This window comes from Streptomyces sp. NPDC058145, assembly GCF_042884245.1.
GTDB lineage: Bacteria > Actinomycetota > Actinomycetes > Streptomycetales > Streptomycetaceae > Streptomyces.
The window spans coordinates 1-25,090 of the sequence record NZ_JBHVUH010000028.1 but is presented as its reverse complement, the minus strand read 5'-3'; the positions used below and the strand labels follow the sequence as shown (position 1 = coordinate 25,090).

Annotated in this window: 26 protein-coding genes and 5 pseudogenes; 18 read left to right on the top strand and 13 right to left on the bottom strand. The window is 68.4% G+C overall.

Translation table 11 applies throughout. The features are described 5' to 3' along the window. Positions 1–15 precede the first annotated feature (15 nt). Positions 16–489, bottom strand: coding sequence for a hypothetical protein (locus ACFVVO_RS36845; protein ID WP_390061033.1), 474 nt, complete (start codon positions 487–489; stop codon positions 16–18). A gap of 36 nt (positions 490–525) precedes the next feature. Here ACFVVO_RS36845 and ACFVVO_RS36840 point away from each other — a divergent pair, with 36 nt between their 5' ends. Then, on the top strand, positions 526–843 hold the full coding sequence (locus ACFVVO_RS36840) for a hypothetical protein (protein WP_390061031.1): 318 nt from the start codon (positions 526–528) through the stop codon (positions 841–843). Between the two features lie 234 nt (positions 844–1,077). Here the strand turns inward: ACFVVO_RS36840 and ACFVVO_RS36835 are convergent, their stop codons facing one another. Continuing rightward, the gene (locus ACFVVO_RS36835; RefSeq protein WP_390061030.1) at positions 1,078–1,674 is read right to left on the bottom strand and encodes a L,D-transpeptidase; all 597 of its coding nucleotides are present in this window, start codon (positions 1,672–1,674) and stop codon (positions 1,078–1,080) included. 244 nt (positions 1,675–1,918) lie between these two features. On the opposite strand from ACFVVO_RS36835, the gene ACFVVO_RS36830 reads away from it, so the two are divergent. Together ACFVVO_RS36830 and ACFVVO_RS36825 are read left to right on the top strand one after the other, a co-directional pair. Further along, positions 1,919–2,830 carry a peptidoglycan-binding protein gene (locus tag ACFVVO_RS36830; protein WP_390061029.1) on the top strand — a complete coding sequence of 304 codons (912 nt, stop codon included), beginning with the start codon at positions 1,919–1,921 and terminating at the stop codon, positions 2,828–2,830. A 92-nt stretch (positions 2,831–2,922) separates the two neighbouring features. After that, positions 2,923–3,378 (top strand): hypothetical protein, encoded by a 456-nt coding sequence (locus ACFVVO_RS36825; protein ID WP_390061027.1) that lies wholly within the window; start codon positions 2,923–2,925, stop codon positions 3,376–3,378. 140 nt (positions 3,379–3,518) lie between these two features. Here the strand turns inward: ACFVVO_RS36825 and ACFVVO_RS36820 are convergent, their stop codons facing one another. Further along, the gene (locus ACFVVO_RS36820) at positions 3,519–4,379 is read right to left on the bottom strand and encodes a transposase (RefSeq protein ID WP_390061072.1); all 861 of its coding nucleotides are present in this window, start codon (positions 4,377–4,379) and stop codon (positions 3,519–3,521) included. 236 nt (positions 4,380–4,615) lie between these two features. Between ACFVVO_RS36820 and ACFVVO_RS36815 the strand changes: the two genes are divergently transcribed. The 3 genes and pseudogenes from ACFVVO_RS36815 to ACFVVO_RS36805 all read left to right on the top strand — a co-directional run. Continuing rightward, positions 4,616–4,762 carry a hypothetical protein gene (locus ACFVVO_RS36815; protein ID WP_390061025.1) on the top strand — a complete coding sequence of 49 codons (147 nt, stop codon included), beginning with the start codon at positions 4,616–4,618 and terminating at the stop codon, positions 4,760–4,762. 45 nt (positions 4,763–4,807) lie between these two features. Then, positions 4,808–5,053 (top strand): annotated as a pseudogene (locus ACFVVO_RS36810) (pentapeptide repeat-containing protein); the annotation flags it as partial. A 342-nt stretch (positions 5,054–5,395) separates the two neighbouring features. Beyond that, positions 5,396–5,593 (top strand): annotated as a pseudogene (locus ACFVVO_RS36805) (transposase); the annotation flags it as partial. Positions 5,594–6,027: 434 nt separating this feature from the next. Here the strand turns inward: ACFVVO_RS36805 and ACFVVO_RS36800 are convergent. The 3 genes from ACFVVO_RS36800 to ACFVVO_RS36790 form a co-directional block, all read right to left on the bottom strand. Continuing rightward, positions 6,028–7,467: a gamma-aminobutyraldehyde dehydrogenase gene (locus ACFVVO_RS36800; RefSeq protein ID WP_390061024.1), complete on the bottom strand. Its 1,440-nt coding sequence runs from the start codon at positions 7,465–7,467 to the stop codon at positions 6,028–6,030. A gap of 16 nt (positions 7,468–7,483) precedes the next feature. Further along, a complete protein-coding gene (locus ACFVVO_RS36795; protein WP_390061023.1) occupies positions 7,484–7,885 on the bottom strand; it encodes a nuclear transport factor 2 family protein in 402 nt (133 codons plus the stop codon). Between the two features lie 78 nt (positions 7,886–7,963). Beyond that, positions 7,964–9,499, bottom strand: coding sequence for a purine-cytosine permease family protein (locus ACFVVO_RS36790; protein ID WP_390061021.1), 1,536 nt, complete (start codon positions 9,497–9,499; stop codon positions 7,964–7,966). 103 nt (positions 9,500–9,602) lie between these two features. On the opposite strand from ACFVVO_RS36790, the gene ACFVVO_RS36785 reads away from it, so the two are divergent. The 3 genes and pseudogenes from ACFVVO_RS36785 to ACFVVO_RS36775 all read left to right on the top strand — a co-directional run bounded on the left by ACFVVO_RS36785 (position 9,603) and on the right by ACFVVO_RS36775 (position 14,115). Continuing rightward, positions 9,603–11,054 (top strand): PucR family transcriptional regulator, encoded by a 1,452-nt coding sequence (locus tag ACFVVO_RS36785; RefSeq protein WP_390061019.1) that lies wholly within the window; start codon positions 9,603–9,605, stop codon positions 11,052–11,054. A gap of 267 nt (positions 11,055–11,321) precedes the next feature. Continuing rightward, positions 11,322–11,765: pseudogene (locus ACFVVO_RS36780) on the top strand (TerD family protein); the annotation flags it as partial. 1,156 nt (positions 11,766–12,921) lie between these two features. Continuing rightward, positions 12,922–14,115 (top strand): alcohol dehydrogenase catalytic domain-containing protein, encoded by a 1,194-nt coding sequence (locus tag ACFVVO_RS36775; protein ID WP_390061018.1) that lies wholly within the window; start codon positions 12,922–12,924, stop codon positions 14,113–14,115. Between the two features lie 158 nt (positions 14,116–14,273). Here the strand turns inward: ACFVVO_RS36775 and ACFVVO_RS36770 are convergent, their stop codons facing one another. The 4 genes from ACFVVO_RS36770 to ACFVVO_RS36755 all read right to left on the bottom strand — a co-directional run bounded on the left by ACFVVO_RS36770 (position 14,274) and on the right by ACFVVO_RS36755 (position 15,648). Further along, a complete protein-coding gene (locus ACFVVO_RS36770) occupies positions 14,274–14,447 on the bottom strand; it encodes a hypothetical protein (RefSeq protein ID WP_390061016.1) in 174 nt (57 codons plus the stop codon). A gap of 92 nt (positions 14,448–14,539) precedes the next feature. Continuing rightward, complete coding sequence (locus ACFVVO_RS36765; RefSeq protein WP_390061014.1) at positions 14,540–14,860, bottom strand: ANTAR domain-containing protein; 321 nt, start codon at positions 14,858–14,860, stop codon at positions 14,540–14,542. Between the two features lie 71 nt (positions 14,861–14,931). Further along, positions 14,932–15,159, bottom strand: coding sequence for a DUF5133 domain-containing protein (locus ACFVVO_RS36760; protein ID WP_390061013.1), 228 nt, complete (start codon positions 15,157–15,159; stop codon positions 14,932–14,934). A 243-nt stretch (positions 15,160–15,402) separates the two neighbouring features. After that, positions 15,403–15,648: a hypothetical protein gene (locus ACFVVO_RS36755; protein ID WP_390061012.1), complete on the bottom strand. Its 246-nt coding sequence runs from the start codon at positions 15,646–15,648 to the stop codon at positions 15,403–15,405. A 355-nt stretch (positions 15,649–16,003) separates the two neighbouring features. Between ACFVVO_RS36755 and ACFVVO_RS36750 the strand changes: the two genes are divergently transcribed. Both ACFVVO_RS36750 and ACFVVO_RS36745 read left to right on the top strand, forming a co-directional pair. Next, positions 16,004–16,339: a hypothetical protein gene (locus ACFVVO_RS36750; RefSeq protein ID WP_390061011.1), complete on the top strand. Its 336-nt coding sequence runs from the start codon at positions 16,004–16,006 to the stop codon at positions 16,337–16,339. Positions 16,340–16,675: 336 nt separating this feature from the next. Then, the gene (locus ACFVVO_RS36745) at positions 16,676–16,927 is read left to right on the top strand and encodes a hypothetical protein (RefSeq protein WP_390061010.1); all 252 of its coding nucleotides are present in this window, start codon (positions 16,676–16,678) and stop codon (positions 16,925–16,927) included. Positions 16,928–17,017: 90 nt separating this feature from the next. Here the strand turns inward: ACFVVO_RS36745 and ACFVVO_RS36740 are convergent, their stop codons facing one another. Beyond that, positions 17,018–17,650 carry an MBL fold metallo-hydrolase gene (locus tag ACFVVO_RS36740; protein WP_390061008.1) on the bottom strand — a complete coding sequence of 211 codons (633 nt, stop codon included), beginning with the start codon at positions 17,648–17,650 and terminating at the stop codon, positions 17,018–17,020. Positions 17,651–17,968: 318 nt separating this feature from the next. Here ACFVVO_RS36740 and ACFVVO_RS36735 point away from each other — a divergent pair, with 318 nt between their 5' ends. Further along, positions 17,969–18,454 (top strand): hypothetical protein, encoded by a 486-nt coding sequence (locus ACFVVO_RS36735; protein ID WP_390061006.1) that lies wholly within the window; start codon positions 17,969–17,971, stop codon positions 18,452–18,454. 70 nt (positions 18,455–18,524) lie between these two features. Here the strand turns inward: ACFVVO_RS36735 and ACFVVO_RS36730 are convergent, their stop codons facing one another. Then, positions 18,525–18,806 carry a hypothetical protein gene (locus ACFVVO_RS36730; protein ID WP_390061004.1) on the bottom strand — a complete coding sequence of 94 codons (282 nt, stop codon included), beginning with the start codon at positions 18,804–18,806 and terminating at the stop codon, positions 18,525–18,527. Between the two features lie 83 nt (positions 18,807–18,889). Here ACFVVO_RS36730 and ACFVVO_RS36725 point away from each other — a divergent pair. The 6 genes and pseudogenes from ACFVVO_RS36725 to ACFVVO_RS36700 form a co-directional block, all read left to right on the top strand. Beyond that, a pseudogene (locus tag ACFVVO_RS36725) lies at positions 18,890–19,052 on the top strand (DUF6529 family protein); the annotation flags it as partial. Between the two features lie 29 nt (positions 19,053–19,081). Further along, positions 19,082–19,258: a DUF6529 family protein gene (locus ACFVVO_RS36720; protein WP_358938534.1), complete on the top strand. Its 177-nt coding sequence runs from the start codon at positions 19,082–19,084 to the stop codon at positions 19,256–19,258. An 895-nt stretch (positions 19,259–20,153) separates the two neighbouring features. Beyond that, on the top strand, positions 20,154–21,131 hold the full coding sequence (locus tag ACFVVO_RS36715; protein ID WP_390061003.1) for a cytochrome P450: 978 nt from the start codon (positions 20,154–20,156) through the stop codon (positions 21,129–21,131). Positions 21,132–21,155: 24 nt separating this feature from the next. Continuing rightward, positions 21,156–21,383: a ferredoxin gene (locus tag ACFVVO_RS36710; protein ID WP_390061002.1), complete on the top strand. Its 228-nt coding sequence runs from the start codon at positions 21,156–21,158 to the stop codon at positions 21,381–21,383. Continuing rightward, a pseudogene (locus tag ACFVVO_RS36705) lies at positions 21,380–22,747 on the top strand (NAD(P)/FAD-dependent oxidoreductase); the annotation flags it as partial. The gene ACFVVO_RS36710 and the pseudogene ACFVVO_RS36705, both read left to right, overlap by 4 nt. A gap of 51 nt (positions 22,748–22,798) precedes the next feature. Beyond that, positions 22,799–24,007, top strand: a complete 1,209-nt coding sequence (locus ACFVVO_RS36700) for a cytochrome P450 (protein ID WP_390061070.1) — start codon at positions 22,799–22,801, stop codon at positions 24,005–24,007. Positions 24,008–24,116: 109 nt separating this feature from the next. Here the strand turns inward: ACFVVO_RS36700 and ACFVVO_RS36695 are convergent, their stop codons facing one another. Next, positions 24,117–24,665, bottom strand: a complete 549-nt coding sequence (locus ACFVVO_RS36695; protein WP_390061068.1) for a GNAT family N-acetyltransferase — start codon at positions 24,663–24,665, stop codon at positions 24,117–24,119. Between the last annotated feature and the right edge of the window lie 425 nt (positions 24,666–25,090).

The window sequence follows — 25,090 nt, the reverse complement described above, 5'->3', positions numbered from 1 at the left end:
CGCAGTGAGTCTGCTCTATCGAACTGGCCCGCACTCATCGACGATCACGGTCGGCTCCGACAGGAAGACATCCCGGTCGACGAGGCCGTAAGCGATGTTGAACGTGTCGAGCCAGTACGACCAACCTCGGATCCCCAGGGCGCTGGTGAACCGGTAGTTCAACTGCCAGCGGACCCACTGCCCGGGAAGCAGCCGAACTGCCGGCGGCCTGCGCGGCCGAGGCGGCAACCCGAAGAGCGGCTCCACACGAGCGAGCACTCGGAGCCGATCACCTTCGTCCCGCAGGCTGACACCGATCTCGCGAAGGTCCTTCTGGCTCGAACGCGGCTCAAAATCATTACGCTCGGACATCTGGACGAAGTGGGCAAACCCGGAGGGCACCTGAGGCAGCGAGAAGCCGACGGGCGCCGCGTTCCTGCGGGCAGCGGCCTCCCCGCCCCGAGACTGCTTCGTCCACGACGTCTTGATCCACTGCACCGTGATGTCCACCGCACCTGCCCTTCGCCGAGAGCCTACGGTCAACATTTGCTTGACGTCACCCAGGTTCCGACGCAACTGCCTGCTGCCAGTTCTCAGCAACATTCCAGATGGCTAGAGACTACGCAGCCAGGTCAGCGCAGCCGCATCACGACCGAGGCCGAACCGGCCTTCCTCAACTCGCCCCAGCGCAAAGCGCTTGAAGCCCTCGGTGAGAGCTTCCTGGCCTCGCAAGCCTTCACACCGTCGCCCGAAATCGGTGCGGTCGCGGCACTGGAGTTCGGCCCCAACGGCAAGGTGACCGCGGTGGCCGAGCCCAATCGCCGCGGCGGCGGCTCGGCGATGGTGGTCCACGAGACCCCCTGAAAGCCCCACCGGGACCCGTCACCACTTCTCCCTACCCCGGCCGACGGGCCGGCGCGCCCGCTGCCCAGGCAAGGCCACCGCAGGCGGCATCTGCATGAGCTGACCTTCGCTCGCCCGGCGTCCGTGGGTGCCTTCCTGGCCACCCGCTCGGCGTTCGGCCTGCTGGCCCTGTGGAGGGCGAGTCGGCCGACGCCCTCGCCGCCGCGCAGGCGATGCGCCCCACCAGATGCCCTCTTAGACAACGGTGAGTCGGGTGGGGCGCGGTGCCTGCTTGAGAATACGGAAGAGCTTCTTGATGTCCCAGGGGGCGAGCTTGATGCATCCGTTGCTCAGGTAGCTGTTGTCGCCCTTCCAGCGGCTGCCGCCGCTCGCGGTCATCTTGCTGTGGATGAGCAGGTCCCTGCGCCAGGTCTTCGTCTTGCCGTGGCACTGCTGGTTGCTGAGCGGGATCGCATAGCCGTGGATCTTCGTCCCGGGGTAGTTGGTGTAGAGGCTGCCGACCTGGTAGGTGCCCGTCGGCAGCCAACCCTTCATCGGCTTGCACTCGTCCGTGGACCCCATCCCGGATCCGGCCCGGAAGTCCGCCACGACCCGGCCAAAACGCCACACCTGAAGTCGTGACTGCCGCGGGTCGTGCGCGTTGCGCACAAACCTCAGCGAGGGGTTCGCGGCGACATGAGGAGTCTTGTGGTGCGCGCCGGTGCTCCCGTGACGGCCCGGGGCGGGGTCGGCCGCGGTGGCGAAGGAGACGGTGACTCCGGCGGTGAGAACGGCGAAGGCTGCTGCGCCGACCAGGGCGGTACGGACCCGGTTGAGCGATGTGACGGACATGGGTGATCACTCCTTCGAGCGGTTTCACAGGGAACGGGGTGATGCGCGTACGGCCGGCCCTCCGGCTCCCGCACTTGGCGCTGGGGCCGTGTTCACGGGGCCGCGACGGCTGCCACGACCCGAGGATTTCACCGCTTCCGGTGCTATCAGCAGCCTTGGGCAGAGAGGCTGATGCGGCATCATGCATTCACTCATGCACGGCTGTGACCTGTACTTATGCAGGCAGTGGAAGGGGGAGGAACCGATGGCCGAGGCACAGCGGCAGCGGGGGTGCGCGGAGAGTCCGGCGGGCGCGGAGTTATCAGCGCGGCTGCGTCGTTGGTGGGAGGCGGCGGGCCGTGAGAGGGACGGCAAACCGCCGGCCCAGGAGTCACTGGCGCGCCGGGTCGGCGTGGCCCAGACCACGCTGTCGCGCTATCTCAACCCCGTGCACCGCTCCACGGCGCCCGTGGAGGTGGTCCGCAAGCTGCACGCGGCGCTGAACGCTCCGCCAGACGAGCTGGGGCCCGCGCTCGAACTGGCTCGTGCAGCGGCGGACACCGCGACCACGGCACCCCCCATCGGCAAGGAGCCGCCGCGGCGCGCGTGGCGGTGGACCCGAGCCACACGTGCCGCGGTGTGCGCGCTCACGGCGGTCGGCCTGTTCTGGACGGGATGGGAGGGGGCCCGGCTGTTTCCCCCGCAGGCCCGCCGGTCCGCGGCCGCAGTCTCCCCAGGTCCCTCGGCGACGCCGACCGCCCGCGCCGAGTGGCCGACCGTACGCCCCGGCGACAGAGGCTCCTTGGTGTGGACCGTGCAGCGGTTGCTCAAGGTGCGCCGTCAGCCGGTGAGGCTCACCGGCATCTTCGACACCGCGACCAAGAGCCGTGTCGTGGCCTTCCAGCACGACAGCGGCCTCCAGCCAGACGGTCTGGTCGGGGCGCGGACCTGGTCGATGCTCGCCATGGCGACCGCACCCGGCGACACCGGTCCGCAGGTCGAGGCGGTGCAGAACCTGCTGGCCCGCGCGGGTTGGCCGGCCGACATCACTGGACGCTTCACCGCGGCGACCCACCAGTCGCTGCTCGGCTTCCAGCGTGAGCACGGCCTGCCAGCCACCGGCACGGCAGATACCGCCACCTGGCTGGCCCTGACCACGGCGGAACGCCGCCCCTGAGCGGACCGGTCAGTCGCCGCCGTCCGACATCGCCCTCAACGCCTTCCATTACAGGAAGCAGCAGTGCGGGGTGCTCATGAATGCCACGCCACATGAGCGAGCCGAAGACGCTGCGCGGCCTGCAGTTGGCCTACTGCCTCTACACCGCCCGCTTCTCGCTGGCCGACCTCGAACCCGCCCGACGCCCGGCGACCACCCTCTCGGACCCGGACCGGCAGCCCCCGGCCGACCCGGGCACACAGGCCGCGCCCCGTCCTTCGGACGTGGAGCCGGGCAGCGGGGGATACCCCGCGTCCCGTTGCAGCACGAGCGGGCCGTTCTCGCCGGCGCGGGTGGTCCTCGAGAAGCTGCGCACCGTTGCCGCGCGGGGCCGGGTGTACGACGTCGTCGCGCACCAGCAGGCGGCGATGCCCGAGCAGTTGCTCGCGTTCCCGGCCGCCGAACCGGGGCATGACGACCAGGAGCCGGAGGCCGGGCGCCGGGAGGCGATCGACCTGACGGCGCTCTTCAGGACCAGCCATGACCAGAACTACAGCTGCCGTGGCTGAGCGGTCCGGCGGTTCGCCCGTAATGTCCTCTGCCGGTTGAAGGCAGGCCGTCGCGTGTCGCCGCGGCTGCGCCGGGTTCCACGGGCCCGGAGACAGCGGGTTTCCTCCTTCCTGGTCTTCGTCGGGGTGGGGGCCGGCCGTCAGGCCGTCAGGTGACGGCCGGAAGCTCGGTGAGCCTGGTCCAGCAGGTGGTGAACGCGGTGGCCCAGGGCCAGGTCCGTTCGATGCGCAGGATGCGGCGGCGGGCGTGGTCGGCGAGTCGGGCGGGCAGGTGGTAGAGACGGAAGTGCATGGTGTCCGGTTCGGGCGTGTTCGAGCTCGTCCTGGTCGTGCAGGGTGAGCAGCCGCAGCCAGGCGTCGAGATCGGCTGCGAGGTTGCAGGCGAGCATCCATCCGGCGTTGATCTGCCACGACTGGGACGGGGGGTTGTGCAGGCCCACCGCTTTGCCGGTGCGGATGCGGTCCTCGACCTCGGCGTGGTCGCGGTGCAGGGCGTCGAGGAACTGGACCTGGTGCGAGCCGGGGATGCCCCACAGGTGCCGGATGTTCGTCGCGGTGATCGAGTAGCGCCAGCCGGTCTGCTTCTCGAAGTCGGTCAGCTTCTTGTGCTGCCGCCGTGAGGGTCTGACCCGGCGGACGATCAGCCGCATCCCCTCGGGCCAGCCGTCACGGGTGTTCACTCCGGTCAACTCGGCGACCTGGTAGCCCTCCTGAACACTGCCGTCCTGGTGCAGGGAGGTCTCCCATGCCCCTTGGGGAAGCTTCGCGATCGCCGCCTCGTCCTCGGGCGTGATCTTCCAGCCGACGGTGTAGCGGACCGTGCGCCGCTTCGTGTTCAGGGCCTCCAAGTGCTCCAGCAGGCCGTGCGTGGCCCCGGCGCCGTCGACACGGATGAGCAGCTTGGCATGCGAGGAGCCGGGGACCTGCTCCAGACAGGCGGCCAGCACGCGAAGATGGTCCTCGACGGTGTTCGCCCCGGCATTCCCGCAGCGCAGCTCCATCGCCAGGCTCTCACCGGTGTTCGCGCCCCAGCCGGCCAGCGGGTGGAAGCCGGACCGTGCCCTTGAACGTCGCGCGAACAGGTGTGGCGGTTGGCTGGTGACACAGCACCGGACGTTGGCGGGCAGGTGATCGTGGACATCGACGGTGTCCTCGTCCTGGCGCACTCCGAGAAACAGGACGCCGCCGCGACCTGGAAGACGGCGGTGACGACGTCTCGCCCGCCGATTGTGCGCTGATGCTGCCTCGCCTGGAGAGCATCACCCATCAGTGGGCGCAGGATGGCAACGACACGCTCCTGCACGAGCACATCGAAGAGGCCCGCGATCTGGCGGCAGTCCTGCGAGTCTGCATCGAGAAGAACGTCCCGCTGCGCTTCCTCTGAAGCACGGCGCCCGCTGAGCCCCCGTTCGCGGGACAGCCCTTCAGGCTGCTTCGATGTGCTGCCCGCGCCCGCCGGGCCGCGGAACCCCCTTCACCGAAATCATCCTCAGCGAACTCCTCCAAGCCCTCCAGGACCCCGCCACAGGAAAACCCCATCTCGGGAACCGCCTGGTTTAACGAGGCGACGTTCAGCGGGGATGCCCGGTTCGACGAGGCGACGTTCACCCGCGACGCCCAGTTCGGCAAGGCCAAATTCACCGGCTCCGCCGCGTTCAGTGGGGCCATGTTCGGCGGAGACGCACGCCCAGTTCAGTGGGGCAGCGTTCACAGGCACCGCCCGCTTCATCCAGGTGACGATCACCGGAGGTATGCGGTGCAGGCGCGGTTCGGGCCATTGGCGTGCGCAGAACAAGTTGATCTGCACGGTGCAGTGTTCGAAGCACCGATAACGATGGAGATCGCGACACGTGCGGTGCGGTGCGTACGGACGCGGTGGGAGTCAACGGCAATCCTGTACCTGCGGTACGCGACCGTGGACCTCGGTGGCGCGGTGTTCTCCGCCACGGTCGCCGTAAAGGCCGCTCCCGGGCCCCTCAGTGACCTCGATACCAAGGGATTCACGCCGCTGCCCAAGCGCTGGACCGTGGAGCGGACCTACGGGTGGCTGATGTTCCACCGCCGTCTGGCCCGCGACTACGAGACCCTCCCAGCCCGCTCCGAAGCAATGATCCACCTCGCCATGACCGATCTGCTGGCCCGCCGCCTCACCGGCGAAGCCACCATCTCCTGGCGCGATCCGACACCACGGGATCAAACACCAATTCTGGGATAAAACACCGGGATAAAACGACCTCTTAGGAGTTCGATCGCTCTTCCGCACTGCCCGGGAGCCACCCGGCCATGCTGGACATGCCAGACCGCCTTGGAGTGCTGACGTCCCGCGACGTTGATGTCACTCGTGGATCGAACGGGGCAACCGCGCCCGAGTTCTATGGCGTCCTTACCGCCACGCTGGGGCAGCATTTTGTCAGCGGATTCCGGCGGAGGGCTGCCTTTTCCCGTCCTTGGGCAGCACGGGCCGGTGTCGGCGCCCACGATCGGCGGACACGAACGGAAACGGGACATGGGCCGCCCGGTGTCCGGGACAACCGCCCGATCCGTTGCCGGGCATCAGGCGGGCGAGGAGTTGTCGGGTGTCAGGGTCGGTGGTGTGGACCCCTCGGCCGCCCCGGGACAGGCCGGGCGCGGCCGACGAGTTGCCGGACCTCAGAGCGACGTCATGACGTGCTTGATCCGGGTGTAGTCCTCGAAGCCGTATGCGGAGAGGTCCTTGCCATAGCCGGACTTCTTGAACCCGCCGTGCGGCATCTCGGCGACGAGGGCCATGTGGGTATTGATCCACACACAGCCGAAGTCGAGGTTCTTCGACATCCGCATCGCCCGCGCGTGGTCCTTGGTCCACACCGAGGAGGCCAGCGCGTAGTCGACGCCGTTGGCGTACCGCACGGCCTGGGCCTCGTCCGTGAAGGACTGGACGGTGATGACCGGGCCGAAGACCTCGTTCTGGATGATCTCGTCGTCCTGCCGGAGGCCGGAGACCACGGTCGGGGCGTAGAAGTAGCCCTGCTCGCCGACCCGGTGGCCGCCCGCCTCGATCCTGGCATGCTCGGGGAGGCGCTCGATGAAGCCGCTGACCTGGGCGAGCTGGCCCGCGTTGTTCAGCGGTCCGTACAGCACGTCCTCGTCGTCCGGCAATCCGGTCCTGGTGTCGGCCGCCGCTTTGGCGAGGGCGGCGACGAACTCGTCGTGGACCGACTCGTGGACCAGGACGCGGGTCGCGGCCGTGCAGTCCTGCCCGGCGTTGAAGAAGCCGCCGATCACCAGGTCCTCGACCGCCTTCGCCAGATCGGCGTCCTCGAAGATCACCGCCGGGGCCTTGCCTCCGAGCTCCAGGTGGACCCGCTTGACGTCCTTGGCCGCGCTCTGGGCGACCTGGATGCCGGCGCGTACAGAACCGGTGATGGACGCCATCGCGGGGGTCGGGTGCTCCACCATCAGACGGCCGGTCTCACGGTCACCGCAGACCACGTTGAAGATTCCGCGGGGCAGCGACAGCTCCTCCAGGACACCGCAGATGATCTCGGCGATCAGAACCGTGGAGGCCGGGGTGGTGTCCGAGGGCTTGAGGACCACGGCGTTGCCCGCCGCGAGAGCCGGGGCGAACTTCCACACCGCCATCAGCAGAGGGTAGTTCCATGGCGCGACCTGGGCGCACACACCGACCGGCTCGCGGCGGATGATGGAGGTCGTTCCCTCCATGTACTCGCCGGCCGAGCGGCCCTCCAGCATGCGCGCCGCGCCCGCGAAGAAGCGGATCTGGTCGATTGCGGGGGCGAGTTCCTCACTGCGGGTGAGGTGGAGCGGCTTGCCGGTGTCCCGGCTCTCCGCGGCGACCAGTTCGTCGGCCCGTGCCTCCATCGCGTCGGCGATCTTCAACAGTGCGCGCTGCCGTACGGACGGTGTGGTGTCGCGCCAGACGGGGAACGCCGAGGCCGCGGCCGCCATCGCAGCGTCCACGTCCGCGGCCCCCGAGAGCGGGGAAGTCGCGTAGACGTCACCAGTGGTGGGGTCCACCACATCGAGCGTGCGGTCGTCCGAGGCGTCCGCGAACGCACCGTCGATGTAGTTGCGGAAGGTGGTGCTCATGGAACGTATCCTCTGGTCAGGCGGCGGTACGGGCGGAAAGGTGCTCGTGGACGGCGACCCAGCGGCCGTCGTCGGCGCGAGTGAAGACGATGGTCTCCCGTTCGTGGACCGTCTCCTGGCTGGTATGGGTGGCGATCCGGGTTTCGACGTCGTGACTGAAGACGGCGGTGTCGCCGAAGTGCTGGATCAGCTGTGCGGACGAAGTGCAGCCGAGGATCCGGAAGCCGTCCTGTTCCACCCACTGCTGCCACAGCGCCCGGTACTCGGCCGTGGAGCCGAGCCGCTGCGGGGTGGTGTGGAAGACGAAGGTCGCGTCGGGGGCGAAGGCGCCGAAGTAGTCGTCGAGACGGCCCTCGGCGAAGGCGGCGACAAGCGCGTCTGCGGCGGTCCGGACCTCCTGGACAGTGGTGGTGCTCATGTACGGCTCCTGGTCACGGGCGTCCGGCGGTCGAGGCCGGAACGCAAGGCGTTCGGTTACGTAGGTGACGGCGAGGCCTCAGTGGGCCACGGCGGGCTCGGTGACGGTCTCCCCGGTGTCGCCGGTGATCGGTGGCACGGGGGCATCCGACGCCCGCACGAATCGGGGTCCGGCCGGTCCGTACACGGCGCGCGGTTCGGGGAACACGGCGAGCAGGGCGAGGTAGAGCACGATCGCGAGGGCGAGGCCGACCAGCAGCGAGATGTCCGTGCCGCCCGCGAGATCGCCGAGCGGGCCGACGAACTGGCCGGGCAGGTTGGTGAAGAGGAGCGCCACGACGGCGGAGACGAGCCAGGTGGACATGCCGCGCCAGTTCCAGCCGTGCGTGAACCAGTAGCGGCCGCCGCGTTGGCGGCGGTTGAAGACCTGCAGAGCCTCCGCGTCGTACCAGCCGCGCCGGGTGACATAGCCGAGCGTCATGACGATCATCCACGGTGCGGTGCAGGTGATGATCAGCGTGGCGAAGGTGGAGATGGACTGCGCGAGGTTGAGCGCGAAGCGGCCGGCGAAGATGAACGCGATGGACAGGGCACCGATGAAGAAGGTGGCCTGGACGCGGCTGAAGCGCGTAAAGACGCTGGAGAAGTCGAGCCCAGTGCCGTACAGGGATGTCGTGCCGGTGGAGAGGCCGCCGATCAGGGCGATCAGGCAGAGCGGCAGGAAGTACCAGCCCGGTGAGATCGCGAGCAGTCCGCCCACGTAGTTGGGGGCGGCAGGGTCGACGTACTTCTCGGCCTTCGATGCGATGATCGACGCGGTGGCCAGGCCGAAGAAGAACGGCAGCAGGGTGGCGATCTGGGCGAGGAACGCGGCCCCCATCACCCGGCGGCGCGGAGCCCCGGCCGGGATGTAGCGGGACCAGTCACCGAGGAACGCGCCGAAGGAGACCGGGTTGGAGAGCACGATCAGCGCGGAGCCGATGAACGAAGGCCAGAACAGCGGGTCGGCCGTGGAGGCGAAGGCTCCTGCGTAACCGGGGTCGAAGTCGCCCGCGAAGGCGAAGGCGCCGAGCACGAAGAGGGCCGACGCCGCCAGCACCGCGATCTTGTTGACCAGCAGCATGAACCGGAATCCGTAGATGCAGACGACCAGGACGAGCCCGGCGAAGATCGCGTACGCGATGCCGTAGGTCACGTCCGACTCGGGGACGTGGACGAGCCGGTGGGCGCCGCCGACGAGCGCGTCCCCCGAAGACCACACCGAGATCGAGAAGAACGCGATGGCGGTGAGCAGGGAGAGGAACGAGCCGACGACTCGGCCGTGCACGCCCAGGTGCGCGGAGGAGGAGACAGCGTTGTTCGTGCCGTTGGCGGGGCCGAACAGCGCCATCGGGGCCAGAAGGAGCGCACCCGCCACGAGACCGAGGACGGTCGCCGCGAGACCCTGCCAGAAGGAGAGGCCGAAAAGGATCGGGAAGGCGCCCAGAACACAGGTCGCGAAAGTGTTGGCACCGCCGAAGGCGAGCCGGAACAGATCAAGGGGGCGGGCTGAACGGTCCTTGTCCGGGATCCGCTCGACACCATAGGTCTCTATCTCGGTTATCGAGGTCGTCATGGGTGCTCCAGATTCCGGTCATGCAGGGGGGATGGTGCACAGTGTGGGGCCCGCAGACGGGTAGCGACAATTGTGTTTGCCACAGAGCCGTACGCTGTTTTGTGTGGCGAACAACAAACTCACCGTCGGTGATCTGCTCTCCTTCCCGGCGCTCCAGCTCTCTGTGAAGGCCGGCAGCGCCGGTCTGGACCGGTCCGTCTCCTGGGCGCACGCCAGCGAGCTTGCCGATCCGACGCCCTGGCTCCTGGGCGCCGAGGTGATCATGACGACGGGCCTGGCGGTCCCCCGTACCGCGGCCGGACAGCGCGCCTACCTGGAGCGGCTGGACGACGCCGGGGTATCCGCTCTCGCCCTTTCCGCGCAGCTGCACATACCCCCGCTGCACGATGCGTTCTTCCAGGCGGCGGAGGAGCGGGGCTTCCCGGTCCTCGAAGTGCCGCTCGCCGTCCCGTTCATCGCTGTCGCCCAGGAAGTCGCGGCCGCGGCCCAGGAGGACGCCCGGCACCGGCTGGGCGCGCAGCTCCAGGTCTTCGGCGCGCTGCGCTGGCTGGTCGCCGAGGATCTCGACATGCCGACACTTCTGCGCCGTCTCGAAGGCCTGTCGGGTTACGACGTCTATCTCTGCACACCGCAGGGTCACCCGCTCCTGCCCGGCGTTCCCGTGCCGGATCCCGCTGTCCTGCCCGCTTCCATCGACGCCCCGCCGACGGTCCCCGGCGGATTCGTCCTCCCAGTGCCCGCGCCCGGCGGCCCGGCGGGCTTTCTGGTCGCATACGAGCGGCAGGGCGCCCAGCCCGCGGGACTCGCCGTCGTCCAGCACATCGCCACGGTGGCGGCGCTGCGGCTGGCGATGGTACGCAACGAGCGCGAGACGCTGCGCCGCGAGGGCGCGGAGACACTGGCCGAACTACTGCAGGAGGTGCTCGACCCGGAGGCGGCGCGCCGCCGGCTCGCCCGGCACGCGATCGAGGGCGCCACCGTACTCCTCGTGGTGCGCCACACCACCGACGAGGCGCTGCTGTCGTGTCTGCAGAACCAACCCCATCTGCTGCTCACCCGAGGTGAGGACCGATACGTCCTGGGAGCACCGGAACTGGCAACGGCCATCGGTGGGCTGCCCGCCGTGGCAGCCGGGGTCAGCCGCCCCTTCCTGCCGGGCGCCGCGCTGAAGGTCGCCCAGCGCGAGGCGCTGTGGGCGGTGGCCAAGGCCGTGGAGTCGGGCCGCCCCGTCGTCCATTACGGCGAGGACTCGACGGGTCGGTGGTTGCCGGACGACCCCGCTGTCCTGGCCGCGCTGGTCGAGCATGTGCTCGGCGAGGTGCTGCGCTATGACGCGGCCCATGATTCGCGGTTGCTTGTCTCCGCCCGCACGTGGATGGAACGCGACCGCCGTACCGAGACGGCCGCGGCGGCGCTCCACATCCACCCCAACACCCTTGCCTACCGGCTGCGTCGTTTCGGTGCTCTTGCCGACCGTGATCTGACATCGACGCAGGCCCTGACCGAGGTCTGGCTGGCGATTCAGGCAGCGGGGGCGCTGGGCCTCACCGACTGAGCACGTGCGGGGCAGACCGGGAGGGCAGAGCTGGGAGACTGATGAGGGAAGGATGCGACCCTGGCCGGCCTCGACGGAGACCTGCGCGCCAACATCCCTGGCGCATCCTCCGCTCCCCTGCCGGATCCCTACCGGATCCGCCCCTTCGCCGAGTGGAACAGCCAGACCACTCCCCGGTCACCGCCGCCCGCTCCCGCGGCACCGACCCCCATTCCTGCGCTGCCGAGCCACGCCCCTGCGACCGCACTCACGCCGGGACAGAACCTGGTGCTGCCCGAGGAGGCCTGGCAAGAGCTGCGCATCGCCTTCAGCTTCCCGGGCGCCGACGCCGACCTCACCCTCTTCCTGGCCGACACGGGCGGCCAGGTCACCTGCGACGAGGACTTCGTCTTCTCCAATCAGCCCTCCGCCGCCCACGGCGCGGCCCGCCTGCTGGGCAAGCAGACCGAGGGCCCGCGCACCGTCGAACGCGCAGCCCGCCACCTCGCCGCCCTGCCAGCCCACATCCAGCGCGCGATCGCCATCAACACGGACGTCGACACCGGCCTGACCTGCAGCGCCCCCACCCACACAGCCCCGTACATGGATTGCGTCACCAGGGCCGCGTGGACCTTCCAGCCGCCTGCCAGCCCCGACATCCGCGCCATGGCCGTCGCCGAGCTGTACCGGCACACCACCAACGGCCAGCCCGTCGGCAACCTCCGCGCCATCGGCCAAGGCTGGGCCTTTCGCCGTTTTCTTCGCGCCCGGGGCGCCGGGACGACGTCGCCCGCCGCCCCGGCGTGGCGCATAGCCCGTACTTGCGTGTCCGTCTGGGCAACGCAGTTCAGAGCCGCATTCCCGGCCTCGGACGGAAGAAGCTCGCCAAGCTCACCGCCGAGGAAGTCCGCACCTGGCTCAACCAGCTCCGCACCACCTGCCAGTGCTGCAGGCCGGACCGCCCGGTCTCATCCTGAAGGGCTTCTACTCCAAGAACCGCACCCTCGACGGTGCCGTCACAGCCTCGGCCGGAGGCGGCAGCGGTCGGCGCCACCGCATCGGGCTCGCCTCTCACTCACGCGTTAGTCCACCTGCGGGAGCCGGGCGCGCTACCGGCTCCGCTCGGGGCGCCGCTCCTGCCTCCGGCCCGCTCCGCCCCGGCTGCGCCTCCGCGCGCCCACAGGTGGATAGGGCCGATGGTCATGAGTCGATCACGCATAGGACAGGCCGCGGTCAAGACGGTGCCTCCGGCGGGGGATCGGCCGGCACCGGGATGGAGGGGGCGCCGTTCCCGACTGCGGGACCGTAGTGGCGTGCGCGGAGAACTCCCATCCCGTCCGCCGTCGACCCAGGCAGAGCCGAGCAGACGCGGCCCAGGGCGTCAAGGTCGTTCGTGCAGTGACGCGCTCCACCTTGACGCCCTGAACCACGCCCGCTCCACGGTGTGTGGGTCGACGGCGGGCGGGATGGGAGCTGGGGTGTGTTGTGGCTGAAGGTGGATGGTTCGTAACGCGTCGCTTCTGAAGCCATTGCAGATCTCGCCAAAGGCATCAGGTCCGCTCGCGAGCGCCCGTCACCCGGACGTCGGCCCGGACGGGCGAGGGCTCCTGGGGAGCGGGCGCTGCTGCGTCGGTCATCCCTCAAAGCTAACAACGCGCGGACCTGCCCGGATGGAGATGACGTGCTTGGCCGGGAGCGTGGCATGCAGCTAATGCGATGGCACGCGGGCATAGAGGGTCCGATTCCGGCGTGCATACGTTGGGTGACAGCCCGGCGTGCGTACGTGGGGTGACAGCCCTACGTTGGGAAAGCCGAGGTCGCAAAGCCACCAAAATGACTGCCGGCACTTCCACGGCCGAGGCGCCTCGGATCAGCAGAGGAGATCGTCATGGCAAGCAGCAACCGCGCCGTCGTCTTCCAGAACCCGAGAGACATGCGCGTCGAGTCCCTCGACTTCCCGAAGCTTCAGATGCCGAACGGGAAAAAGGCCCCGCATGGCGTCATCCTCAGACTCGTCGCCACCAACATATGTGGTAGCGACCTGCACATCTACCGCGGGTCCTTCCCGGTGCCCCAGGGCATGGTGATGGGGCACGAGATGACCGGGGAGGTCATCGAGGTCGGCCCCGACGTCGAGTTCCTCAGTGAGGGCGACCTCGTCTCCGTCCCGTTCAACGTCGCCTGCGGCCGATGCCGCAACTGCCGGGCGCGCCGGACCGACGTCTGCGAGACCACGAACCCCAAGGTGTCCTGCGGAGCGTACGGCTTCAACCTGGGCGACTGGACCGGCGGCCAGGCCGAATACCTGTTCGTCCCGTACGCCGACTTCCAGCTCCTGCGCTTCCCGGACAGGGACCAGGCCATGGCGAAGATCCGTGACCTGGCGCTGCTCTCGGACATCCTGCCCACCGCGTTCCACGGTCTCATGGAGGCCGGTGCCAAGCCGGGCTCGACCGTGTACATCGCCGGCGCCGGCCCGGTCGGCCGCTGCGCCGCAGCAGCGGCGCGCCTCCTCGGGGCATCCTGCATCATCGTCGGCGACCACAACAAGGACCGCCTGGAGCTGGTGAAGAAGAACGGCTGCGAGACGATCGACCTGAGCCAGGACGCAGCGCTCACCGACCAGATCGAGGCCATCCTGGGCGAACCCATGGTCGACTGCGCGGTCGACTACGTCGGCACCGAGGCACACGGCATCGGCCGCGAGGCCGAGGACATGGACCCGGCCTACGCCATAAACCAGGTGATCGACGCCACCCGCGCGGGCGGAGCCACCGGAGTCATCGGCGTCTACGGCCCCGACCCACTCGCGAAGTCGAAGGCCGAGCAAGAGGGAACGTACCCGATCGACTTCGGCAAGGCCTGGATCAAGTCGCCGCGGATCGCCGCCGGGCAGGCACCGATCATGCACTACAACCGCGAGCTGATGATGGCGATCCTGTGGGACCGCATGCCCTACCTGAGCGCCATGCTCAACACGAAGGTGATCAGCCTCGACGACGCCCCCGACGCCTACGCGACCTTCGACACGGGAGTGCCCCTCAAGTTCATCATCGACCCCCACGGCCTCATTCCCGCCTGAGGCCCGCCCTCCCCGACCCGCAGTCCTCGTTCGGGGAGGCTGCGGGCCGTGCGGGGCTGCTCAGCGACAACCAACGCTGACAAACGTCGACTGCTCCGCCGCTGGTGTCCCCGTTGATGACCCTGCGGTGACTGGCCCAACGGCCGCCCTGCTCGCGCTCAAGGCTTAAAGGAGCCCTTGGTCTGCTCCTTCGTGCCCCGCATCTTGCCTCGTGCTTCGAGAGCGGCGCCTTTCGCCGCAAGCGTTTCCTTGTGTATCGCGTGGGCTGCCGTCCGCAAGGTCTTTCCGACGATCTGTTCGGCCTTTGCCTTGGCCCGTTCTCCGGCGCTCATCTCGGTACCTCCGTGGGTCTCACTGGCCGTGTGCCCCTTGAGGCAAAGGGTGAAGCCACTCTGTGGGCCGCGTGGGTAAGGAGCGGCCAAGGTCACCACGGGCCCGAGCCCCGCACGAGGGCCATACTGACTGTGTGAGCGCAGCTCGCCCGGCCATGCTCCGCGACCGTCCGGAGCTTGACGTTCGTCGTCTGGGAAACCTCCTTGAGCATCGCGAAGGCCTGCTCGGATCGCACTCCCTCCAGAGCGATGACCACGCCGACCGCCTGATCGATGACGGCGTGCGAAATGACCGCCTGCTCCAACTGGCCGATCCGCTCCAGCAGGCCCCCGATCACCTCGGGCGGACCATCGGCGCCACGGCGAGGATGCCCTATGACGAGGTCGAGCCCGGCCTCGAACGGCGACTTCACGGAATCATCTCCCCTTCGAACGGATGTCGCCTGGGGCACCATCACGGGCAGATGGGGTGACGCCGGCTGCCTCACTCGGCCCGCGGAACCGCGTTGACCCGGCCGGCGCGGGAAAGCCGCCGTCGGGCTGCCACCAGGGCACTGTCCACATCTTGCGCGTCCATCGACACACACAGCGTGGAGGACACGTCGTGCATACGCTGCCGCGCCTCGGCCGCACCGTTCTCGGCGTGCAAGGCCGCAAGCGTCTCGTACTGATCGACGAGATTGCGCAGCAACGCGGGGTTGCTCATCAACATCATGTGCTCCCTACACGGGCCAGGACGCCGGCGGGGCACAAGGCACCTCGCGAGACCCGGCTGTGCGACGGGATGACCGGTTCCCCAAGGCCTTGCCCTGCGGAACCTGGGAGCTGGATTCACAACCCCTCGGCCGTCGGGTAGCCGAGCGAATGCCGTTCACACATGAGGAGCCCGTACCCGCGGCCCACAGGTCCCCGCAGATCTCCGAGGGAGCGACCGAGCAGAGAAGGGTCAGTCTTGCTATGCCTGCGGCCCCTCGGCATCCCTCCGGCTGGACACGACGTGCCGCGCGATCGTGGACAAGGCCAGCTCACGATCCTCGTCAACGACAAGCCAACCCTTGTCCAGGAGCGATTGCAGCAGTGGGCGGACCTCTTCGCCCAGTTCCTCCGCCAAGTCGTCATCCGTGAGGGAGAAGCCATCCTGCACACGGCTCGCCACGTGGAATACGACGGCTTCCTCCCCCGCGGTGATGTTGAAGTCCATGACGTGAAGGTATGCGAGCCCCGTGGGCGCAGCACGCCGATGGCGCCTGAAGCCGAGGTACCGCAGCGCCACGGGCCAGCTGCACCGGCCAGGCCACCGACGAGACCCCGGCCGCGGCCGGATGCGCCTGCGGCTGATCCGAACGGCCGCGTCAGCCCACTCCGTCCGTCTCAGTTTCCGTCTCATTCAGGGACGGACACCAGCGTTCAGGCGGGTCCGTCCCTCGGCTCGCGTTGAGCGTCCGGACGGACATGAACGCAGGTGAATGCCCCGAGACGGCCCCTGGTGGGCCGCCAACAGACTTGGAAAGCGTGCACCATCATGCGTTGTCAGAGGCGGGTGGGATCGTGCGCGCATGGAAACGGATGTTGAGAGTCCCGAAGCAGAGACGCCGGAAGAAGCGGTCATCGCCCACTACCGGCTCAGCGACAGCAAGTACGGCTCGCGTGCCGAGCGCAACGCGATCTACAACGCGGAGCGAGCCATGGCGGCCGCCGTTGAGAAGGCGGGAGTGGGCGAGGTCGACGGGAACGAGTTCGGCGGAGGCGAAGCCGTGCTGTACGCCTACGGGAAGGATGCGGAACCGCTCTTCAAGGTGATGGAGCCAACCCTCCGCGGTCTGCCCTTCAGGCCGGCACACGTCGTGCTGCGGCAGGGAAGCCGGGAGGCACAGTCCCGAGTGGACCTGTGAGCGGTACAGCAGCGAAGTACAGCAACCCCAACAACCGGCAGCGCCCATCCTCGTCGCTCACGACCCTCACGGCATCCTGAATGACCTTCGTTGACCCATCTCTCTAGAGCTACGGATCCGAAGGTGGCAGCAGGTAGGGACGGTCTGGCTCCCTGCCAGGCCGTCTCAGTTTCCCTCTGTTCACCCAGGTTCACCGCCGTACAGAGGGGGCCATCGGTAGCGGTCGCCCCGGCGTTCATCCGTCCATGAACGCCGGTGAACGGCCATAGCGGCATCCCTAGCGCCCGCCAACAGACTTCAAAAGCGTGCACTTACGCCGGGGGTGCCGTGCTGGTCATGTCAGCCAAACGTGTCTGTCCACGCTGTGAGCAGGACTGTGTCCAGCCGTACCGCTTCAAGGCCGATGGGACGCGCTTCCTGCTCTGTACCGAGTGCGACTCGCTGTGGTGGCCCCACGAGACGGTCGGCGTCCCCCAGGCGCACTTCCTCGATGATGTCGTCGCGGCACGCCTCGGTGTGGAGGGCAATCCGTGGGCCGATCGTGTCTGGGCTGACGTCATCGAGCTGGCACCCGGACTCCAGCACTGAGGTCCGCTGCACCACAAGGGCACCAGATCGAGCGGGGGACAGCGGGGAACCACGGTGAGTGCAGCGGTGCCAGGCGTGGGCCTCTCGCTCTCACACGATGCGGCGGAGCCAGTCCTCCACGCGCTCGCCCACCTCGCCTACCGTGGTGACTTCGCCGTGCCCCGGGCACACCACCGTCTCGGGGGGCAGGGTGACGAGGCGCTCGCGGATCGACTGGATCATCGCCTGGAAGTCGGAGTCCTCCGGCCCGATGGTTCCAGGGCCGCGTGAGAACAGCATGTCCCCGGTGAAGACGCGGCGCAGCGCCGGATCGTACAGACTTACGGATCCCGGCGTATGTCCCGGAGTATGACGTACCGTCAGGGCGGTTCCGGCGACGTCGATCACCCGGCCGTCGACGAGTTCCTCGTCGGGGACACGGCTGGGAAAGCTGCGGCGCCACAGCTCCAGGTCGTCCGGGTGCAGCATGATCGGAGCGCCGGTGCGGTCCGACAGAGCCACCGCCGCGTCGACGTGTCCGTTGTGTGCGTGGGTGCACGCGATCGCCACCACGCGGCGGTCGCCGAGCGCCGTGGCGATGACGTCCGGCTCGTGTGCGGCGTCGACCACCATCGCCTGCTCGTCGTCACCGATGATCCACACGTTGTTCTCCATCGGCGTGGTGTCGGCGTCCGACCCGGCCACGACACCGGTCGTCACCACGCACTCGACCCGCGCGGTCACGACATCACCGCCGGGAGCGCTCGGCTGCGGTCAGTCATCCGCGCTCTGGGGTCCTTCGCCTGCCGTTCCATGGAACAGCCCCTTTCCGGATGAGGCCCTCTACTCCAGTGGACCCCGCCGGGCATGCGGCAGCAACCGGCAGCTCTTCCCCTACGGGGGCGTATGCGCTGACCTGCAGGGACTCAAGGCCCGTCCGCGACACGGCGGGATCGATGCCGCCCCTGCCCAGTGGCCGAGGCGACAGGCAGGTATGGGTTTGACTGGATCTATTGGTGATCACGCCGACGGACGGCCTGACGACGACTGGGGCAGGGTCGCATGGAGTACAACACGTTCCTGGCGAAGGCAGCCGAGCGGGCGGGCGTCTCCCTCGACGTTGCGGAGACGTCCCTGGTCAGGGAACCCGCGATCGGAGAGTCTGGGGGCATGCTGCTGCCGCTGACCCATCGGAAGACCGAGTTCATCGAGGTCGTCCGCATCACCGACCCCGTCAGGCACCTCAGTTCGGAGGATCTGGCCGGCGACACTGCCGCGATCTGGGAGGGAGATCTAGCCCAGCAGGCCCTGTGCCTGATCGCCGACCTGCCAGGAAGCGAGCCGTACCGCTGCTTCCTCCCGGGATGGGGTATCCGGGCGCACAGCTCCACCGATCAGCTCTTCGAGATTGCCTTCTGCTTCCGCTGTCACGGTGCCCGTATCTGGGGGCCGGGTCTTCCTGTCGATCGACAGGGCCAGACCTTCGACGCAGAGAGCCCTGCCGCACTTGAACTGCTCCACCGATTCCGCTCCTGCCTGCCGGACTGAAGTCTCGACAGCTCGTGCACGTCACCGGCCCGACGCCCCAACTCTCTCCTGAAGTGGTCGTCCAGCTCGCTCACCGAGTCCACACCCGCTGGAACTCGTCGGCCGGGATGGCCTCCAGCGGATCCTCTTCAGGGTCGATCGCTTGGTCTGTCAGGCCGCCGTGCTCGTCCTCCAGGTGCTCCCAGCTGTACCGATGGAGCTGGCCGGCTGAAGTCAGCTCGGCTTGTTTGATGACGATCAACTCGCCGCAGTCGGGTACGGCCTCGACGTACCACAGACCGCCCTCCTCGTCGGCGTAGTGAAAGTGGCGCCGCAGGGCGGCGTTCTCATCGAGTGCTCGGAAGTACGTCACGGTGTCTGCTTTGATGCGCTCCAGTTGACGTCCTCATCTGGTACGGGTGCACACCCCGCGACTGCCAGCGCAGCCTCTTTGGGGTGCACGGCCACGGCGCCTTCCTGCTCAAGGCCCAGCTGAGCAGCGCCGTGCTGGGCCTGGCGCTGATCCAGCTGCTCCTCGCGCTGTGGATGTACGGCCAGCTGCCCGGCCTGCGCACCGCACCCGGTGCCCACCGTGCACCGCCTGATCGGTCTGGTCGCCTTCCTGCTCTTCATCCCGGTCGCCCAGGAATGCATCATCGCCTACGGCGTCAGCCTGACCGGATCCAGTGGCGCTGCACTCGCTCGCCGGCTGTTTTTCTCTACGGGGCCTTTGTCGCCAAGGTCGTCGTGGTGCGCCACCGCCGCTGGCCGGGCTGGGCCCGTTCCCGCTCGCCGGGGGCGCGCTCGTCACGATGTTCGCCCTAGCCTGGTGCTGGGCGGCGTTCTGGTACCTGGACGGGTACTGGGCGCCGGGTCTGTAGGCGGACGACGCCGGTTCGGTGCCGTCGTCGGCCACTATCGGCAATGGTCACCAACCGCCGCCTTGCGCGAAAGCCGTTCCGGTCATTCGGAGTGCTGGTTCCCCCGGTTCTTGAGGTGACCGGCGCCAGCATAATTTGCGGCCGAGGCGGCACCGGCCGCCGGCACCGGGGTGAGGTTTGCCGGCTGCGGGCCCGGCACGCAAGCACGCGCCTTATATCGACGCCGACGTGCAAAAATGGCATATATAGCACTGAAGGCAGGCGAGAGGAGTGAATCATGATCGCCAAGCTGCTCGCCAAGTTGTCGTTCACTCGCAACTACGGTGCGTACGGGGCCCACGACTGGGGTACGTCCGCCGACAAGGCGTGACCGCGCTGCCGGGCGCCCCGAGCGGGCGCCCGTCGGCTCCCGGCCGTGCTGCCGACGATATCGGCCCGGACAGGGTACGAGCGTCAGGGGCGATCTCATGGGCCGAGTGAATGAGCCGCCGCGGTTGCCCGAGGCCAACTTTGCGGCCTGGAGCCGTGACCGGCTGGCACTGGCGCGCCGTGGCGCTGACGAGTGCGGGGACGTCTGGCAGCTGGAGCCGGGTGTCTACGTAGCCGCCACGGCCGGGCCGTGTGAAGAAGTCCTACACCGTGCGCAGGACTTCCCCAAGCCGCCCTCGCCCCTCTTCCCGCCGTTGAAGCGGGCCGGCGGCGCCCCGACGTCCGAGGAGCGTGCGCACGCGCGCGCCGCACGTATGCGCGGGCTGCGTCCGCAGGCGGTTGCGGCCCGGATCGGTGAGATCGCGTCCGGGACCGTTCGGTTTGCCGACCAGTGGCCCACGGGCCGGGACGTGGAGATTCTGCCCCTGGTCCGGTCGGTCCTGGCGGAGGTCGGCGTGCGCTACCTCTTCTCCGAAGACGCTCCCGCCCTGCTGCCCTTCGCCCGGCAGCTCTTCGTGGCCCGGGAGGTGCTCGTTCGCCCCACGCGCTGGGTACGGCCGGGCTGGGTCCCCACACCGGCTCGGCGGTTCCGCACCCGGCAACAGGTCGCCTTCACCAACGCCTTGCAGCCCATCGTCCGCAGGCGCCGTTCATCGGGCCAACTCGGTAACGACGTGCTCGGACAGATGCTCCGCCCCTCCTGCCGTTACGGCCTACTGTCGGAAGGGGTCATCCTCGACACTCTGCCCGGAATCACCGTCGCCACCTTCGAGACGCCTTCCCGGGCAGTCGGATGGATCCTGCTTCACCTGGCCCGCCACCCCCGGGCCGCGGACCGCATCGCGGACGAAGCTGCCCTCCTGCCCGCAGACGCGGCCGCGACGACCAGCACCCACCTCGAGCGCCTGCAATACACTCGCGCAGTGGTACGCGAAGTGCTCCGGCTACACCCCCCGAGCTGGCTGCTGACCCGGCGCGCCCCGCGGCGGACCCAGCTCGCCGACTACACCATCGACGCCGGTTCCACCGTTCTCGTGTGCCCCTACACCGCCCACCGTGACGCACGGGAACACCCCGAGCCGGACCGGTTCCGACCCGAACGCTGGCTCGACGATCCGTGCCCTCCGGCGAAACCCGGGGTCTTCCTCGCCTTCGGCACCGGGCCCCACAGCTGCGAGGGAGCTGCCCTGGCCATGGCCATGCTCACGGCCCTGACCGCGCACACCGCCCACCGCTACCACCTGAGCGAGCCACCCGGTCCGGAACCCGGCTACCGGGTCACCACCTTCGAAGGTCTCGCCACCCCCGGCCTGCACCTGCGTGCCACCGTGCGCGGCCGGGGTAGGCCTGCCTTCGGTGACAGACCGCCTCAATGTGGGGCCCTGTAGCTCCCACTCCCTGTGGAGGTCGGGGTGAAAGCTGTCGTTGATCTTTCCCGATGTGAGGGGTATGCGCAGTGCGCGTTCCTGGCTCCGGAGGCGTTCCGGATGCACGGTGAGGAAGCGCTCATGTACCACCCGAATCCCGACGACGCCCAGCGCGACCTGGTGCTCCGCGCCGCGGCGGCCTGCCCGGTCCAGGCGATCCTGGTCGACCAGATGGAGGCCCGGCGCGCACCAGCGAAGGCGTCGCCGTCATGACCGGTGTCGACAACCTGCGTGCGTTCAAGCGCAATGGCCGCATCGTGGTTGTCGGGGCTTCGCTGGCGGGGCTGCGGGCCGCGGAGGCTCTGCGAGACGAGGGTTTCACCGGATCGTTGACCATGATCGGTGACGAGTTGGGTGAGCCATACGACCGGCCTCCCCTGTCCAAGCAAGTACTGACCGGGTGGGTACCGGCCGGGGGCACCACTTTGCCCCGCCGCCGTGGCATCGACGCGGAGTGGCTGCTGGGGGTTCCCGCCGGCCGGCTGGACCTCGCGACGAACCACGTGCGTCTCGCCGACGGACGCGAGGTTCCCTTCGACCGGGTGCTGATCTCTACCGGGGTACGGGCCCGGCCGTGGTTCGTCGAGTCCGAGGCGGCCCTGGACGGAGTGTTCGTCGTACGTACGCGAGAGCATGCCGAGAGCCTGCAGCGGGCCCTCACCGCCGGGCCCTCCCGGGTGTTGGTCATCGGTGCGGGATTCACCGGCTCCGAGATCGCCTCCGTCTGCCGCGAGCGGGACATCCCGGTGACCGTCGCCGAACTCGCGCCGGCTCCGCTGGTCGGGGCGCTCGGCGCCATGATCGGCGAGGTTGCGGCAGACATGCAGCGCGCCCATGGTGTCGATCTGCGGTGCGGTGTCAAGATCGCCCGGCTGGAGGGCGACGCGCAGGGACGGTTTTGCCGTGCTCACTTCGACGACGGCAGTACAGTCGACGCCGATGTGGCGGTGGTGGCACTCGGGAGCATCCGCAACACCGAGTGGCTACGGGAGTCGGGACTGGCGGCGGGCGCGTGGGGAATCACCTGCGACCCGGGCTTCCGCGCCCTCGACATCAACGGCCGCGTCACCGGCGACGTCTTCGCCGCGGGAGACGTGGCACGTTGCCCGAACCCCATCTACGGAAACCGGCTCATCTCACTGGAGCACTGGGCCAACGCCGTGGAGCAGGCAGAGGTCGCGGCACACAACATGGTCAGTGCCCAGGCGGACCGCTGGTCCCACGCGTCCATCCCAGTGTTCTGGTCGATCCAGTTCGGCGTCAACATCAAGTCCGTTGGCGTGCCGACCTTCGCCGACGAGATGCTTGTCACCCAGGGATCGCTGGACGACCACCGTTTCGTCACCGCATACGGCTATCGGGGCCGCGTTACGGCTGCCGTGAGCTTCAACAATGGTAGGTGGCTGGACCACTACCGACGGTTGATCGAGACGGCCGCGCCTTTCCCGCCCCCCTGCCCCACGCCAGACCAGCCGGCCGACATGAAAGCGGTTCCCGCCGACTTCCCCGGCCCCGCCCTGCTCGCGCAGGGAGCCACGGCGGTCGTGACAGGCCACCACCCGGGTGAGTGCCGCGTCACGGCCGCGCACCAGTATCGGCAGGAGGAAGGCCACACGACCACGACCCACATGCCCGACACGCTGCAACGGATCTTCGACTACTCCGCCCGGGCCGACCCCTACCCGCTGTATGCCGAGTTGCGTAAGACGCCGGTGGCTCGGCAGGAGGACGGCAGCTACGTCATCAGCACCTACCGCGAGATCACGAACATACTGAACGACCCGCATCTGAGTTCTGACCTGCGCAACCTGACGCGTCCGCCGATGCCCTCAGCCGAGGAAGGGGTCACGTCGTCGTTCATCCACATGGACTCGCCCGAGCACGATCGCCTGCGGCGTATAGCGATGCGTCACTTCGGTCCCCCGCACACCCCTGGGCTGGTGACCGGGCTTGAAGGCTTCCTGACCGCCACCGTCGGCAGCCTGATCGACCATTTGGCGGGCAAGGAGCACGTCGACGTCGTCGACGATTTCGCCTCCTCGTTCCCCGTAACCGTGACCTGTCACTTGCTCGGCGTGCCACGCGAGGACGAGCCACGGTTCCACCTCTGGGTGAACGACATCATGAACTCGATCGACTACAACCCCGAGACCGACGCGAAGGAGAAACTGGACAAGGGCGTACAGGCCCGCAAGGACTTGCGCAAGTGCCTCGGCGAGCTGGTGGAACAGAGCCACGGCCGGCCGGGAGACGGCCTGCTGTCACGGCTGGCCAACGACGACGGGCCCGACGATCGGATGGCCGACGCCGAAATCGTCGCCACCGCCAGACTGCTCCTCATTGCCGGCCATGAGACCGTCGTCAACCTCATCACCAACGGCATGCTGACGCTGCTGCGCCACCCGCAGGTGCTGCAGCGACTGCGCGACGAACCGGACCTCGTAGTGCCGCTGCTCGAGGAACTGCTGCGCTACGAGCCCCCCGTGCACATCATTCCCTGGCGGGCGGCGTACAGCGACATCACCATCGCCGACACCGTCATCCCCAAGGGCTCGCAGATCATGCTCATGCTGGCCTCAGGCAGCCGCGATCCGAAGCGCTTCCACGATCCGGACCGCTTCGACCCGGATCGGCGTGACAACCAGCACCTGGGGTTCGGCAGCGGCATCCACCTGTGCTTCGGCAGCCCGCTGGCCCGGCTGGAAACCCAGATCGCGCTGACCGAGCTGGTACTCCGGCTCGACCGCGCCAGGCTGGTCGCCGACCCACCGCCGTACCGGCCCAGCCCCGTTCTTCGGGGTCCGATCCATCTGGACATCGAGCAGGGTGACGGCTGACGCGGCAGCCGAGGGCAGTTGCAAGGTCGCGCCGCGGACGGCCCGACTGGCTCAATAGCGAACGTCGATCAAATTCGAATACCGTTCCACACACGCCCGGACGATCTGCTCACGGCCCGCTCATCGTGTGTCGCCGGTCGAACTCATCGGCGAGCACGCCCATCATGACGAGGTCGTGATGCCCGCCGGCGAAGAAAACGTGTTCCCGCAAGCGCCCCTCCTCGGTGAAGCCGAGCCGACGAAAAAGTGCCAACGACGCCTCGTTGTGGGCCAAAACCGCCGCCAGGCACTTGTGATAGCGCCGCTCGGCGAACATGAAGCGCAGCAACAGCACCACGGCTTCCGCCGCGTAGCCCTTGCGCCGGTGGCCGGCGCCGATCATGACATCACACTCGAACCAGCCCGACCAACGACCGGTGCGATGTGAGCCGACCGCGCCGACCAACTCCCCCGTGGCCGTCGTCTCGACCGCCAACCGGAAACGGTCGTCATCGCACTCGGCAACGGCCTGCTCCTGCGCCCAGGCACGATAGCTCTCGGCGGACCGCGGCAGCTCCAACCGGCCCACTCGCCGCCCGTCATCGTCCGCGAAGCGCGCGAACGCCGTCCAGTCATCGGGTCTCCTTCGTGGATACCCCGGGCCTTCAGGCCGGGGTATCCACGAAGGAGACCCGGTGAAGCAGTACATCGAGCAGCAGAACCGGCCGCTCTGACCTGGACTGAGGTGACCAGTGTGCATCCGTGCACACAGCTGAGGTCAGAGCAGGCTAAAGATTGGCTTCACCACCGGGCTGAAGCCCGGTGCACTGCGAACAGACCCGGTAGCGATACGTGAGGCTGGCTTGCGGGGGATGATCTCGATTGTGTTCGGTGAAGACGTGCCCTGCTGCGTGCGGTGGGAAATCCTGATGCACGAGCGGTTCAGCGGCGTGTGGATCTGCAAAGACTCCCGGGCGTTGACGGTGACGACGTCGTGAAGGGTTGAGACAGGTTGACTTCCTCCCCCTCGTAAACGAGGGGGATTCCTACGGCTCGCGCCGTGGGGTTTCCTGCTTCGTCGCCGACCGCCCGCCCGGAGTACTC